Here is a 12,401-nt window from a genome sequence, read left to right on the forward strand (position 1 = left end):
GAATTCCTGTGGCTACTGCCAGTCGCCGCGCAAACCCACCACCAGCTCGCGCAGCCGCTCGGGGGTCGCTTCTTCGGGCGCCACCGCCGGGCCGACGCTCAGCGCGATCTTCGAGAACAGCCCGAGGAGCCGCCGCGGCTTGCTCATCGCCGGCCCGCCCTGGCGACTGAAGAAGCTGCCCCACAGGCCTTGCAACGCCATCGGAACGACCGCCACCGGCGTCCGTTCGACGATCTGCTGGACGCCCGGGCGGAAGGGATAGGTCTCGCCGCTGTCGGTAATCCGCCCTTCCGGGAAGATCGCCACCAGCTCGCCCTCGGCGAGCGCTTTGGCGACTTCCTCGAAGGCCGCTGCCATCATCGCCCGGTCTTCGCGAGCCGGCGCGATCGGGATGGCACGCATATGGCGGAAAACGAAGCTGATCAGTGGCAGCCGGTAGATGCGATGATCCATCACGAAGCGGATCGGCCGCCGGCTCGCCGCGGCGATGACGATCGGGTCGACAAAGCTGACGTGGTTGCAGACCAGCACCGCCGCGCCCTCGTCCGGGATGTTCGCCAGCCCTTTCTGCTGCAGGCGGTACACCGAGTGAATCAGCAGCCAGGCGATGAAGCGCAGCATGAACTCGGGAACCAGGCTGTAGATATAGATTGCCACCGCCGCGTTGCACAGCGCGGCAATGCCGAACAAGGCCGGGATCGAGACGCCGTTGCCGAGCAGGCCGGCGGCCGCCAGCGCACCGCAGACCATGAACAGCGCGTTCAGAATGTTGTTGGCGGCGATGATTCGCGCCCGCTGTTCGGGGGCGCTGCGCAACTGGATCAGCGCGTACAGCGGCACGATGAAGAAACCGCCGAAAAGCCCGAGCGCGAAGAGGTCGAAAAGAACCCGCCAGGTTTCGTGCATGGCGAGCACGCCCAGGAGCGGCAAGGGCGCGCCGGCGGGCAGCAGAGCCGGTGAAGCGAAAGCCAGGTCGATGCCAAAAATCGTCAGCCCGATCGAGCCGAAAGGCACCAGGCCGACTTCGACGTGCCCGGCCGACAGCCGGTCGCAGAGCAGCGAGCCGAGACCGATGCCGACGGTGAACACCGCCAGCAGCAGCGTCACGGTGCTCTCGTTGCCGCCGAGAACGTCCTTCGCGTAGACCGGAAACTGCGCCAGAAACAGCGCACCGTAGAGCCAGAACCACGAGATGCCGAGAATCGACAGAAAGACCGTCCGGTTCTGGCGGGCAAAGCCGACGTTGCGCCAGGTTTCGGTAAACGGGTTGAGGCCGACGAGCAGCTCGGGCGCTGGCGCCGGCGCTGCCGGTATGCCACGGCTGCACAGATAGCCGAGCACCGCCACCAGCAGCCCGGCAAGCGCGATCCAGGTGGTCGCACCGTCGACCGCGGCGAGCAGACCGCCAGCCAGCGTGCCGATGAGGATGGCGACGAAGGTCCCCGACTCGACCAGCGCGTTGCCGCCGACGAGTTCGTCCTCGTGTAGATGCTGCGGCAGGATGGCGTACTTGACCGGCCCGAACAGTGCCGATTGCAGGCCGAGCAGAAACAGCGCGGCGAGCAGCACCTCGAGGCTGTGCAGCACGAAGCCGAGCAAGGCGACGCCCATGATGAGGATTTCGAGCAGCTTGGTCAGGCGCGCCAGCCGGGCCTTGTCGTACTTGTCGGCGAGCTGTCCGGCGGTCGCCGAGAAGAGGAAGAACGGCAGGATGAAAATCCCCGCCGCCAGGTTGGTCAGCACTGCCGGTGTCAGCGTCGTCCAGCTCGTCGCCTGGAAGGTCAGCAGGACCACCAGCGCGTTCTTGAACAGGTTGTCGTTGAAGGCGCCGAGAAACTGCGTGCCAAAAAAAGGCGCGAAACGACGCGTTTTGAGCAGAGCAAACTGGGAACTCATGCGGGGTTCCTTTCAAAGAAAGCGCGGGTCTCGAAAACCGCTGGCGCGAAGCGCTGCGCAGCCACCGACAGCTGGCGCTTGAGGACAAAGTCAAAAAGTAGGGGATTATGCTGCCGGATGGTCTCGAGCACCGCCACCGCCGACGACGGCAGCATGCCACGCTCGGCGAACTCGCTGGGCGAAATCAGCGGCACGATGCCGGGCAAGGGATAGTCCGAACCGTTGAGCAAGCGCGGATGCCACTCGCTGCGCTCGATGACCGTGCGCACGATGTCGACGCTGCGGTTACGCAGGGTCAGCGCCGAGATGTCGGCAAACAGCTTTTTTTCATAGCGCGCTTCGCCCATCAGCCGGGCAAAGAGCTCAAAGCACGACCGTTCCGGGCCGTTCGGCCCGTGATCCAGATCGACTGCGCTGCCGATCGACGCGCAATGCGCAACGACGACGCGCACGCCGTGCTCGAGCGGCCGACGCAGCAGCAAGGGGTTGCCGAAAGCTTGCTGATCGCCGCCATGGACGGCCTTTTCCTCGCCGGCGTGAGTGATCAGCGGCAAGTCGTGGCTGGCCAGTGCCGCGTAGAAGCGGTCGCAACGCGCTGACGACGGATCGATACCCATCGCTGGCGGCAGCCACTTGAGCGCGCGTGCGCCACCGCGCACCGCCGCGGCGAGCGCCTCGACGCAATCTCGACGATACGGATGAATCGATGCTGCCCACTCGAAGACCTGCGGATGGCGGGCGGCGACCGCCTGTGCGTAAGCGTTCGGCGTGTAGAAGGAACTGCGCTCGCGGTCGGCGCGACCGTCGACGTCGTGAAAGCGGTCGAAAGCGAAGAGCAGCAGTCGGGCACCCGGCTGCAGGCCGTCGACGAGATTCTGCAGGCGCTCGACGTAGCTGTCGTCGATTCGCCCGGGTGCATCGTGCACGCAAGCGGCGTTCAGATAGAACAGGCGCTGCGCGTACTGCAGCGGGTTGAAGATGCTCGCCATGCGCGGATTGACCTCGATGCCGCTGCCCGAATCGCCGCTACCGACGAGATGCACGTGCACGTCCATGAAACGCGTCGGGTCGACTCCCGCCCACGCCGACTGAACCAGTTCGTGCGTCGCCGTTGCCGCCGGCAGCGCCGCCTGACAGGCGTTGAACAGCGCCGGTGAACGCCGCGCCAGCAGCGCCACGACGCTCACCCCGCCAAGCGCCAGGCCAGCAGCCAGGAAAGCGCGACGCCGCCGCTTCATCGCCACTCGCGGGTCGGCCGCCGACGCCTGCCGCGACTCACGTCGACTGCCGCAGATAGTCGAGCACATTACCCAGGCATTCTTCGAGGAAGGCCTTGTTGATCCAGAAATAGACCTCCTTGCCCAGTTTCTCGGAAAGCAGGACGTCGGCGTCGCGCAAGGTCTTCAGATGATGCGAAACGGTCGACCGGGCCAGCGTCGACACCTCGGCGATCTGGCCGACGTTGAGGCGCTCACCCGGCTCGAAGAGCAGCAGAATACGCTGGCGATGCTCGTCGCCAAGCGCCGCGAAAACCCTCGACATCGCCTGCCACTGGCGCGGAATCGTCCGACTGTAATCATCCAACATCGTTGCTCCTCAGGGACCGGTTGGCGAAAGAGCCGTAGCAAACATGTCGATGAGTGTAGTCATATCGATACTCAAGTCAAGAGGGAATTCGGCGGGCAGCGATCGATCTTCGAGCGTGAGCAGAGGCCATCGCCGATCGCCGGCACGACACAAACACGCCGCGGCGAACGGCAGCCGAGCGGCGTCCGTGTAGAATCGGCGCGTGGCGATCGCCTGCGGGCGCTCGGACATGCGGAGCAAGAAGAAGGTCTGCCGCTTCGGCAATAGTTTTCACCGGGAGATAGACAACATGGGTTTACTCGATTCTGTCCTGGGCTCTGTCCTCGGCGGCCAGCAGTCTGCAAATGGCGGCCAGGGCGCTGGTCTGGCGGGCTTCGTCGGCGCGCCGCTGCGCAACCCGCAACTTCTGCAAGCGCTCGCCGAATTACTCGGCAACGATGGCGCCAGCGGCGGCCTCGGCGGCTTGCTGGCGCGATTCCAGAAGGCCGGCCTCGGCGATATCATCGGCTCATGGATCGCTGCGGGTCCGAACCAGGCCATTTCGGGTGAGCAGATCAGCCAGGCACTGGGAGCCAATACGGTCGCCGACCTGGCCGGCAAGATGGGCGCCAGCTCGAGCGATACAGCCAGCCAGCTGTCGCAACTCCTGCCCGGCTTAATCGACCAACTGACCCCGGCCGGCGAAGCGCCGCCGGCCGGCCTGGGTAACAGTAAGGATTTGCTGGGATTACTCGGCGGCTTGCTGAGCAGATCCTAGCCAGCCGCGCTCGCAAGCCGGGGCAGCCAGCCCCCCGGCACCGGCGAGCTCAGCCAAAACGGCCGGTGATGTAGTCTTCGGTATGCTTGACGGTCGGTTTCACGAACAGCTGGCTGGTGGGACCGAACTCGATCAATTCGCCGAGGTACATGAAGGCGGTGTAGTCGGAGATCCGTCCGGCCTGCTGCATGTTGTGAGTGACGATGGCGATGCTGTATTCGCTCTTGAGTTCATTGATCAGCTCCTCGACCTTGGCCGTCGAGATCGGATCGAGCGCCGAAGTGGGCTCGTCGAGCAGGACGATCTCGGGCTTCACCGCCACCGCGCGGGCAATGCACAAGCGCTGCTGCTGACCACCGGAAAGCGATAGGCCACTCTGCGACAACTTGTCCTTGACCTCCTCCCACAAGGCGGCCTTGCGCAGAGCCCATTCGACGCGATCATCCATCTCGCTCTTTGAAAACCTTTCGTAGAGACGGACCCCGAAGGCAATGTTGTCATAGATGGTCATTGGAAACGGCGTCGGCTTCTGGAAAACCATGCCAATCTTGGCCCGCACCAGGTTGACGTCCTGTTTCTTGTCGAGCAGGTTCATGCCCCTGAACAGAATCTCGCCTTCTGCGCGCTGGCCGGGATAAAGGTCGTACATGCGGTTGAAGGTGCGCAAGAGCGTGGACTTGCCGCAACCCGACGGACCGATGAAGGCGGTCACGCGGTGGCGGGCAATATCCAGATTGACCGCGTTCAGGCCTTTGAAATGGCCGTAGTAGAAATCCAGATTGCGGACTTGTAAAGCGGCGTGTTCGCCGATTTGGGCGGCGGACCGGGATGTTGCGGGCATACGGTACTCCAGGGATCAGGGGGTGTTGGTTTGGCGAAAGAGCAGCCGCGCGCCGACGTTGATGGCCAGCACCAGCAGGGCGATCAGCAAGGCGCCGCCCCAAGCCAGATGGACCCAGTTATCGTACGGACTCATCGCGAACTGAAAGATCACCACGGGCAGATTGCCCATCGGTTGCGACATGTCGGTGCTGAAGAACTGGTTGTTGAGCGCCGTGAACAGCAGCGGTGCGGTCTCGCCGGTCACTCGCGCGATGGCCAGGAGAATGCCCGTCACGACGCCGGCGCGGACCGAGCGCAAGCTCACCTTCAGCGACACCTGCCAACGCGGCGCACCGACGGCGAACGCCGCTTCACGCAGGCTGGCAGGTACCAGGCGGAGCATGTTCTCGGTGGTCCGTACGACCACCGGGATGGCAATCAGGGACAAGGCCACGGAACCGGCCCAGCCCGAGAAGCCGCCCAAAGTCACCACCATCAGCGCGTAGACGAACAGGCCGATGACGATCGACGGCGCCGACAACATGATGTCGGTAACGAAGCGCGTGCTGGCGGCAAACTTCGAGGTATCGCCGAACTCGGCCAGGTAAATGCCGGCGAGGATGCCGATCGGCGTCGACACGCCGGTCGTCAAGCCGACGATCAGCAGGCTGCCGACGATGGCGTTGCGCAGGCCGCCAGCCGCGGAACCAGGTGCCGGCGTGTCGTGCGTGAAGAAATCCCAGCTCAAAGCGGCGAAACCCCTGGAGAACAGCGTCCACAGGATCCACATCAATGCCGCCAGACCGAAAGCCATGGCGATCATCGACACGCCGATGCCCAGGCGATTGATCAGCAGGCGACGTCCATACACATTCATACCGAAATCTCCGCTCAGTTGCCTTGCCTGGCGTTGGCGCGTTGAACGAGCCAGCGCGACAATCCCAGAACCAGAAAAGTGATGACAAACAGGACCAGGCCAAGCGCGAACAGCGACGACGTATGCAGGCCGGGATCGGCCTCGCCGAACTCGTTGGCCAATACCGAGGCAATCGAGTTGCCGGGTGAGAAAAGGCTGGTGGCGATGCGATTGGCGTTGCCGATGACGAAAGTGACGGCCATCGTCTCGCCCAGCGCGCGTCCCAGCCCGAGCATGATGCCGCCGATCACACCGACCCGCGTGTAGGGCAGAACGATATTCCAGACCACCTCCCAGGTCGTACAGCCAACGCCATACGCCGATTCCTTGAGCACCGGCGGCACGGTCTCGAAGACGTCACGCATCACCGAGGCGATGAACGGGATGACCATCAGCGCCAGGACGATGCCCGCCGCCAGGATACTGACGCCGATCGGCGGCCCGGCGACCAGACCACCGATCAGCGGCAGATCGCCGAACAGCGACTGCAGCCAGGGCTGCACATGGCTGGCGAACAAGGGCGCGAAGATGAACAAGCCCCAGATGCCGTAGATGATCGAAGGAATTCCGGCCAGCAGTTCGATGGCGGTGCCAAGCGGCCGCCGCAGCCAGACCGGGCAGCTTTCGGTCAGGAACAGGGCGATGCCGAAGCTCACCGGCACGCCGATCAGCAAGGCGATCAGCGAGGTGCTGATCGTGCCGTAAATCGAGATCAGCGCACCGAAGCGATCGTCCGGGACGCTCCACACGTCGCTCCACAGGAAGGCCGCACCGAAGGCCCGGAAGGTCGGCAGCGCCTCGATCGTCAGCGAAATCAGGATGCCCGCCAGCGCCGCCAGCACGAGCACAGCGAAGAGCAGCGTGAGCCGATGAAAGAGCCGATCCTGGCGCTTGAAAACGTCGATCTGCGGCGCCTGCACGTCAAGCGGGCGGCGCACCGCCATGCCACTCATTTCCAGCGTACTCATCTTCAATGCCTCCCGGCTCCGACGAGCCGCTTAAGGGTCATGACCATTGGCGACCGCCACGATGATGAAAGCCGCGACGCCTTCGCGCCACTTGCCGTGCGCCGTCCGGCTGGCAGGCCGGAAGCGTTCGACTGGCGGGGCGCTGGCGTCATTTGATGCGCCGCATCTCGACTTCGACGGCTTTCACGACGCTGCTCGGCAGGGCGACGAAGTCGAGTCCGTCAGCCAGCGACTGACCGTTGTTGAGCGCCCAGGTGAAGAAATCGACGACGCCCTGTTGGCCGTCAGGGTTATCGCCTTTCTCGTAGGCCAGGATGTAGGTCGCGGTGACGATCGGCCAGGCGTCCTTGTTGGTCTGGTCTATGAGGTCCGGCGCCATCCCCTTGACGCTGAAATTGGCGCCAGCGGCGGCGGCCTTGAAGCTGTCGCCGCTGGGCACAACGAAATTGCCCGACTTGTTGCTCAAGGCGATGAACTTCAGGCCATTTTTCCTGGCATCGGCGAAATCGACGTAGCCGATGGTGCCGACGATCTTCTGCACGTTGGCCGCGACGCCAGCGTTGCCCTTGCCGCCAATTCCGTTGGCCGGCCAGTTGACGCTCTTGCCCACACCGACTTCGCTCTTGAAGGCGGCAGACTGGCGGGCCAGATAGTTGGTCATGACGTCGGTGGTCCCCGAACCGTCCGAGCGGTGCACGATGGTGATCGCCGTGTCGGGAAGCTTGGCGCCCGAGTTCAGCCTGGCGATCGCGGGATCGTTCCACTTCCTGATCGCGCCGCGGAAAATGTCGGCGGCGGTGGCTCCGTCGAGCTTCAACTGACCCGACGCGATGCCGGGCACGTTGGCCACGATAGTCACGCCGCCCATGACGGCGGGAACCTGCACCAGGCCAGCGCTGGCGAGGTCGGATTCAGCGAGTGGCGCGTCGGTAGCGCCGAAGTCGACGGTCTTGGCCTTGATCTGTTTGATGCCGCCCGAAGAACCGATTCCCTGATAGTTCACCGTGTTGCCGCTTGCCGCCTTGTAGGCCTCGGCCCACTTGCTGTACACGGCGTAAGGGAAAGTCGCTCCGGCGCCGGTGATATCGGCCGCTTGCGCGGCGACGCCGGCACAGCCCATGGCGATCGCCGCCGCCAGACGCGAGAGTTTCAGGAAACTACGTTTGCAAGTGATCATGATCGCTCCAGTAAGTTGACACTTTGGTGTGTCAATGGCAGCGATCTTACGGGCGCCATGTTTCAGCGCCGTGACCGCGCGATGCCAACGAACATGGCGGTAACGGATCGGCAGCGCGCGGCGCCTTGAACAGGGAGTTGACGGCCAGGGATCCGGCCGCGCCGGCGAGCAAGGCCCGCCGCTGCCGGCCAGCCGCCTGCCAGGTCGCCGCTTAGTCCGCTGGCTGCAGCCGCCAGGATGGAAAGACGACGCGGAAGGTACTGCCGTGGCCGACTTCGGACTCGATCGCCAGGCTTGCCTGGTGACGCAGGAGGATGTGTTTGACGATCGCCAGGCCAAGGCCGGTGCCGCCGGTTTCGCGCGAGCGGCCGCGGTCCACGCGATAGAAGCGTTCGGTCACCCGCGGCAGGTGCTCGGCGGCGATACCGACGCCGGAATCACACACCGAAAAAGTGCCGGCGCCATCGCCATCGCCAACGCTCCATTCAATACGGATACTGCCGCCGGCCGGCGTGTAACGGATGGCGTTCGACACCAGGTTGCCAAAGGCACTGTGCAGCTCCTTGCGATTGCCGCGCACCGCCGGCCCCTGACAATTGACTTCGAGGCGATGGCGGCCATCGCTGAGGCTTTGCCCTTCGGCCAGCAGCTGCGCCAGCAGATCGGCCATATCGACGTCCTCTTCGCTCGCTGGCGCGTCGTCGGCTTCCAGCCGCGACAGCGTCAGCAGGTCGTCAACCAGCGTCAACATGCGCGCCGTCTGATCGCTCATCAGACGCGCGAACTGCCGGCGTTGCTCGGCGTCGAGCACGCCATCGTCGACAAAATGCTCGAGAAAACCGCTGACCACGGTCAATGGCGTGCGCAGTTCGTGCGAGACGTTGGCGACGAAGGTACTGCGCATCGAGTCGACGCGCCGGGCGTCGGTGACGTCGATGCTGACCAGCAATTTATTGCGCTCGCCCAGCGGCAAGACGCGCACGGTGTAAACGCGCGTTCGCGCCGCCGGCGACTGCAGAACGAAGGGAACACCCGCGTCCGAAGCAGCCAGATACTCGGCAAACCCGGGCGCGCGGACGAGATGCTCGATGATCACCCCGGCGTCGCGCGGCAGGCGGATTCCCAGGTGGTGGCTGGCGGCGCGATTGCCCCAGTGAATCCGATGGGCGGCATCGACAATCACCAGACCATCGGGAACCGCGTCCATCGCCTCCCTGAACGATCGCAAGCGCGCTTCGACGGTTTCGCGGCTGCGGGCATCGTCGCGCAGCCGGCGCCCGAGCTTGGCCAGGACTTCACCGCCTCCACGATCGGCGTCAGCATCGCGGCTATCGTCGGGAGACTCCAGCCATTGCGAAAGCATCGACAGCTGCCGGCTGCGAATGCCGGCAACAAGGGCGAAAGCCAGCGCCGCCAGCGCCCACGCCCACGCTGAGCCATGGCTCAGCCAGGCCAGCACGGCGAAGGCGAGAATTGGCAGAACAGTGGTCAGCAGGAAGCTCGCCAACCATCGCCCGCCACCCGTCATGACGCCGTCAGCTTGGACTCGGCGCGACCACTGAGTTTGTAACCCGAACCGCGGACGGTCTCGACGAGTTGTTCGGCCGTCGGTCCGAGCGCGACGCGCAAGCGCCGGATGTGGATATCGACCGTCCGATCCTCTATATACACATGGTCGCCCCAGACGTTATCGAGCAGCTGCTGGCGCGTGTAGACGCGCCCGGGGTTGGCCATCAGGAAGCGCAGCAGGCGGAATTCGGTCGGCGTCAGGGTGATCCGGCGGCCGTCGATACGCGCTTCGTGGCTGACCGTGTCGAGTTCGACCGGACCCGCGTTGAGCGTACCTTTGACGTACTCCGGAGCGCAGCGACGGAGCACCGCCTGCACCCGCGCAAGGAGTTCCTTGGGGCTGAAAGGCTTGACGATGTAGTCGTCGGCACCGCCTTCAAGACCGGCGACACGGTCGGCTTCCTCACCGCGCGCGGTCAGCAGAATGATCGGCAGAGCGCGCGTCCGTGGGTCGTTGCGTAGGCGACCGGTCAGCGCCAGACCCGAGCGGCCGGGCAGCATCCAGTCGATCAGCGCGATGTCGGGTAGCGTTTCGCGCAACAGCGTCTCGGCGTGTTCGGCGCTATCGGCACAGAGCGGCTGGTAGCCGCCGCGCAGCAAGGTGAAGCGCAGCAGCTCCTGGATACCCTTGTCGTCCTCGACGACCAGCACCAGCGGCAGCGCCGCCGAGTGGGCAGGAGTTATCGTCATGCTTCGACCGCCTTCTTGCGAGCCGCACCGGTGTGACGGACGTCGACGCCGCTGACAATGTAGATCACGTTTTCAGCGATGTTCGTCGCATGATCGCCGACGCGCTCGATGGCCTTGGCGATCCAGATGATGTCGAGCGCCTCGGTGATCGTCCGCGGGTCTTCCAGCATGTACGTGATCAGTTGCCGCAGGATGGCGTTGAAGGCCTCGTCGAGCGCCTTGTCGGCGCCGATCACCTGCTGTGCCGCGTCGACATCCATGCGCGCCAGCGCGTCGAGCGCGCCCTGCAGCATGTCGGTGGCAAGACGTCCGCAATGGTGAATATCGGACAGTCGCGGGATGCGCTGACGGCCGGCGCGCTGCAGCTTGCGCGACATGTTGGCGATTTTCGCGGCCTTGTCGCCGCTGCGCTCGAGGTCGGTAACGATGCGTGAGACGGCCATCACCAGCCGCAGGTCGCGCGCCGTTGGTTGCCGCCGCGCGATCAACAGCGTGCACTCCTCGTCGATGCCGACTTCGTGCGCATTGACTTCGCTGTCGCTGTCGATCACCTGCTCCATGGTCTCCAGGCTGCCGCTGCTGAAGGCCTCGATGGCCGCCACGAGCTGCCTTTCGACGAGGCCGCCCATCTGCAGGATGCGGCTACGGATATGTTCAAGTTCAAGATCGAATTGTTTGCTGAGATGATCGCTCATGAGGCAGGCTGGCGTCCGAAGAGAATAACGGCGGTCAAGCTACGCTGCCCATGTTACCGGAAGATGTCGCCGGCAGCGGCGACGGCGGTCCGTCCTTGCCGATCCGCTGCTTCGACGGCGAGCGAAACAATGCGTCATGGCCGCGAACAGCAGCCGCCGATCATGACGATCATGAGCGTCCGGCGGGCACGGCGAGGCGCCGTCAGCGAGCGCTCGCTCGACCAGACCTCAGCTGAACGCCCGCCAGCGCGATGGCCGCACCCTCGTCACCGGAACGGCGAGGCAACGCCGAGGTTCGTGCGGCGTTCGACAACTGCCAAACGACGCCCGATGGCGTCGCCAGGTCGTTTTCAGGTGAACAGCATTCGCCACCGACCCGATGCACCCCAATGGCCGCGCTGCGGAGGCAGGGCCGGAGCTGCGGGCGAATTGCGCGGAGTCGGCAGGCGCCAGGAAAGGGCGCACAGTCCCGAGGCACGTCAGCGATCGCCCCACGAGAACATGGCGTCAGCACGAGCAAACGGCCTCGAACGGCTGCTTGTGTTGCTGACTGGGGAGCTGTCGCTCGTCTCGACTGACAAATTGTCGCCTCATCGGCCGATAGGACTCCCCCAGCATCCGCGCCGAAAACAGCCCATCACCATCTGGCGAGAGGTGTGGTCAGATTGTTAGCGAACGTCGTAGCGGTCAGCCAGCCAGCTTTGCACTGGCCGGCCTGTTCAGGCTCACGCCTTGCTCGGCCGCCTGCATGGCCAATGAACGATGGACTTCTGGCGGAATTCGGACACGGAACTCACCGCTGTAGTGTTTTTCCGCCAGAGCTACAGGAACGGCCTCCCCAGCCGTTTTCATGTCGGCGGCGACATCGGATACGACCTGACGGATCCCCTCCAGCGCTGCCTCTGGCGCCGCTGCGAGCCACGACAGCGACGGAAATTCAGCGCACAGGGCAACGTGTTCGCCGTCCTCGGGCGACCGGGTGACACGGTAGGTGTAATGATCAGCGCTCATTGCGCATGCCCGCCAACTCATCAATTGCCGTTAGCACCTGCCGAACCTGATACCCCTTCGCCTTGCCTTTGTCGTTCTGGATGTTGATCCGGGGATCGCCGACCCAAGGCGTCTGGAAGAGCGCACGACTCGTGCGCGATTGGCGCGGCTTCCCGAAGTATTCCTCGCAAACCCTATCGAGATCTCCGAACCGGACGTTCGCCGACTCGTGCCTCATTTGATCGAGAATCTTCTGGATAGATGACATGGATAAAAGCTACCAATAGCGGCACCACTCTTCAAGCCGATCACTGGGAAATTTGCGCCCCGGCAG

At 64.3% G+C, this 12,401-nt stretch carries 13 protein-coding genes; 1 reads left to right on the forward strand and 12 read right to left on the reverse strand.

What is annotated here, in order from left to right:
• Positions 1–12 precede the first annotated feature (12 nt).
• The 3 genes from QZ656_RS21325 to QZ656_RS21335 are packed head-to-tail and all read right to left on the reverse strand — an operon-like array spanning position 13 to position 3,483.
• Entirely contained in the window at positions 13–1,896 is a 1,884-nt protein-coding gene (locus QZ656_RS21325) for an MFS transporter (protein WP_291995295.1), read from the reverse strand.
• Complete coding sequence (locus QZ656_RS21330) at positions 1,893–3,134, reverse strand: amidohydrolase family protein (protein WP_291995296.1); 1,242 nt, start codon at positions 3,132–3,134, stop codon at positions 1,893–1,895. Before QZ656_RS21330 ends, QZ656_RS21325 begins: the two co-directional genes overlap by 4 nt.
• A gap of 37 nt (positions 3,135–3,171) precedes the next feature.
• Positions 3,172–3,483, reverse strand: coding sequence for a metalloregulator ArsR/SmtB family transcription factor (locus tag QZ656_RS21335; RefSeq protein ID WP_291995297.1), 312 nt, complete (start codon positions 3,481–3,483; stop codon positions 3,172–3,174).
• Between the two features lie 202 nt (positions 3,484–3,685).
• Between QZ656_RS21335 and QZ656_RS21340 the strand changes: the two genes are divergently transcribed.
• The gene (locus tag QZ656_RS21340; RefSeq protein WP_366522213.1) at positions 3,686–4,240 is read left to right on the forward strand and encodes a YidB family protein; all 555 of its coding nucleotides are present in this window, start codon (positions 3,686–3,688) and stop codon (positions 4,238–4,240) included.
• A gap of 49 nt (positions 4,241–4,289) precedes the next feature.
• On the opposite strand, the gene pstB is transcribed toward QZ656_RS21340, so the two are convergent.
• The 9 genes from pstB to QZ656_RS21385 all read right to left on the reverse strand — a co-directional run bounded on the left by pstB (position 4,290) and on the right by QZ656_RS21385 (position 12,335).
• Positions 4,290–5,081, reverse strand: coding sequence for a phosphate ABC transporter ATP-binding protein PstB (gene pstB / locus QZ656_RS21345; protein ID WP_291995298.1), 792 nt, complete (start codon positions 5,079–5,081; stop codon positions 4,290–4,292).
• Positions 5,082–5,096: 15 nt separating this feature from the next.
• Positions 5,097–5,939, reverse strand: coding sequence for a phosphate ABC transporter permease PstA (gene pstA, locus QZ656_RS21350; protein WP_291995299.1), 843 nt, complete (start codon positions 5,937–5,939; stop codon positions 5,097–5,099).
• A gap of 14 nt (positions 5,940–5,953) precedes the next feature.
• Complete coding sequence (pstC, locus tag QZ656_RS21355) at positions 5,954–6,922, reverse strand: phosphate ABC transporter permease subunit PstC (RefSeq protein WP_291995380.1); 969 nt, start codon at positions 6,920–6,922, stop codon at positions 5,954–5,956.
• Between the two features lie 172 nt (positions 6,923–7,094).
• Entirely contained in the window at positions 7,095–8,123 is a 1,029-nt protein-coding gene (gene pstS / locus QZ656_RS21360) for a phosphate ABC transporter substrate-binding protein PstS (protein ID WP_291995300.1), read from the reverse strand.
• A gap of 211 nt (positions 8,124–8,334) precedes the next feature.
• Complete coding sequence (gene phoR / locus QZ656_RS21365; RefSeq protein WP_291995301.1) at positions 8,335–9,630, reverse strand: phosphate regulon sensor histidine kinase PhoR; 1,296 nt, start codon at positions 9,628–9,630, stop codon at positions 8,335–8,337.
• A gap of 17 nt (positions 9,631–9,647) precedes the next feature.
• Positions 9,648–10,382, reverse strand: coding sequence for a phosphate regulon transcriptional regulator PhoB (gene phoB, locus QZ656_RS21370; RefSeq protein ID WP_291995302.1), 735 nt, complete (start codon positions 10,380–10,382; stop codon positions 9,648–9,650).
• A complete protein-coding gene (phoU, locus tag QZ656_RS21375) occupies positions 10,379–11,077 on the reverse strand; it encodes a phosphate signaling complex protein PhoU (protein ID WP_291995303.1) in 699 nt (232 codons plus the stop codon). Before phoU ends, phoB begins: the two co-directional genes overlap by 4 nt.
• 687 nt (positions 11,078–11,764) lie before the next feature.
• A complete protein-coding gene (locus QZ656_RS21380) occupies positions 11,765–12,088 on the reverse strand; it encodes a toxin-antitoxin system HicB family antitoxin (RefSeq protein ID WP_291995304.1) in 324 nt (107 codons plus the stop codon).
• Positions 12,078–12,335 carry a toxin HicA gene (locus tag QZ656_RS21385; protein ID WP_291995305.1) on the reverse strand — a complete coding sequence of 86 codons (258 nt, stop codon included), beginning with the start codon at positions 12,333–12,335 and terminating at the stop codon, positions 12,078–12,080. Before QZ656_RS21385 ends, QZ656_RS21380 begins: the two co-directional genes overlap by 11 nt.
• Positions 12,336–12,401: the final 66 nt, after the last annotated feature.

It is taken from the genome of Candidatus Accumulibacter sp. ACC003 (genome assembly GCF_907163085.1).
In the GTDB taxonomy this organism is placed as follows: Bacteria; Pseudomonadota; Gammaproteobacteria; order Burkholderiales; family Rhodocyclaceae; genus Accumulibacter.

Coding starts and splice junctions, on each gene's coding strand:
- QZ656_RS21325 (WP_291995295.1), bottom strand. CDS start 1,896: ATGAGTTCCCAGTTTGCTCTGCTCAAAACGCGTCGTTTCGCGCCTTTT.
- QZ656_RS21330 (WP_291995296.1), bottom strand. CDS start 3,134: ATGAAGCGGCGGCGTCGCGCTTTCCTGGCTGCTGGCCTGGCGCTTGGC.
- QZ656_RS21335 (WP_291995297.1), bottom strand. CDS start 3,483: ATGTTGGATGATTACAGTCGGACGATTCCGCGCCAGTGGCAGGCGATG.
- pstB (WP_291995298.1), bottom strand. CDS start 5,081: ATGCCCGCAACATCCCGGTCCGCCGCCCAAATCGGCGAACACGCCGCT.
- pstA (WP_291995299.1), bottom strand. CDS start 5,939: ATGAATGTGTATGGACGTCGCCTGCTGATCAATCGCCTGGGCATCGGC.
- pstC (WP_291995380.1), bottom strand. CDS start 6,922: ATGGCGGTGCGCCGCCCGCTTGACGTGCAGGCGCCGCAGATCGACGTT.
- pstS (WP_291995300.1), bottom strand. CDS start 8,123: ATGATCACTTGCAAACGTAGTTTCCTGAAACTCTCGCGTCTGGCGGCG.
- phoB (WP_291995302.1), bottom strand. CDS start 10,382: ATGACGATAACTCCTGCCCACTCGGCGGCGCTGCCGCTGGTGCTGGTC.
- phoU (WP_291995303.1), bottom strand. CDS start 11,077: ATGAGCGATCATCTCAGCAAACAATTCGATCTTGAACTTGAACATATC.
- QZ656_RS21380 (WP_291995304.1), bottom strand. CDS start 12,088: ATGAGCGCTGATCATTACACCTACCGTGTCACCCGGTCGCCCGAGGAC.
- QZ656_RS21385 (WP_291995305.1), bottom strand. CDS start 12,335: ATGTCATCTATCCAGAAGATTCTCGATCAAATGAGGCACGAGTCGGCG.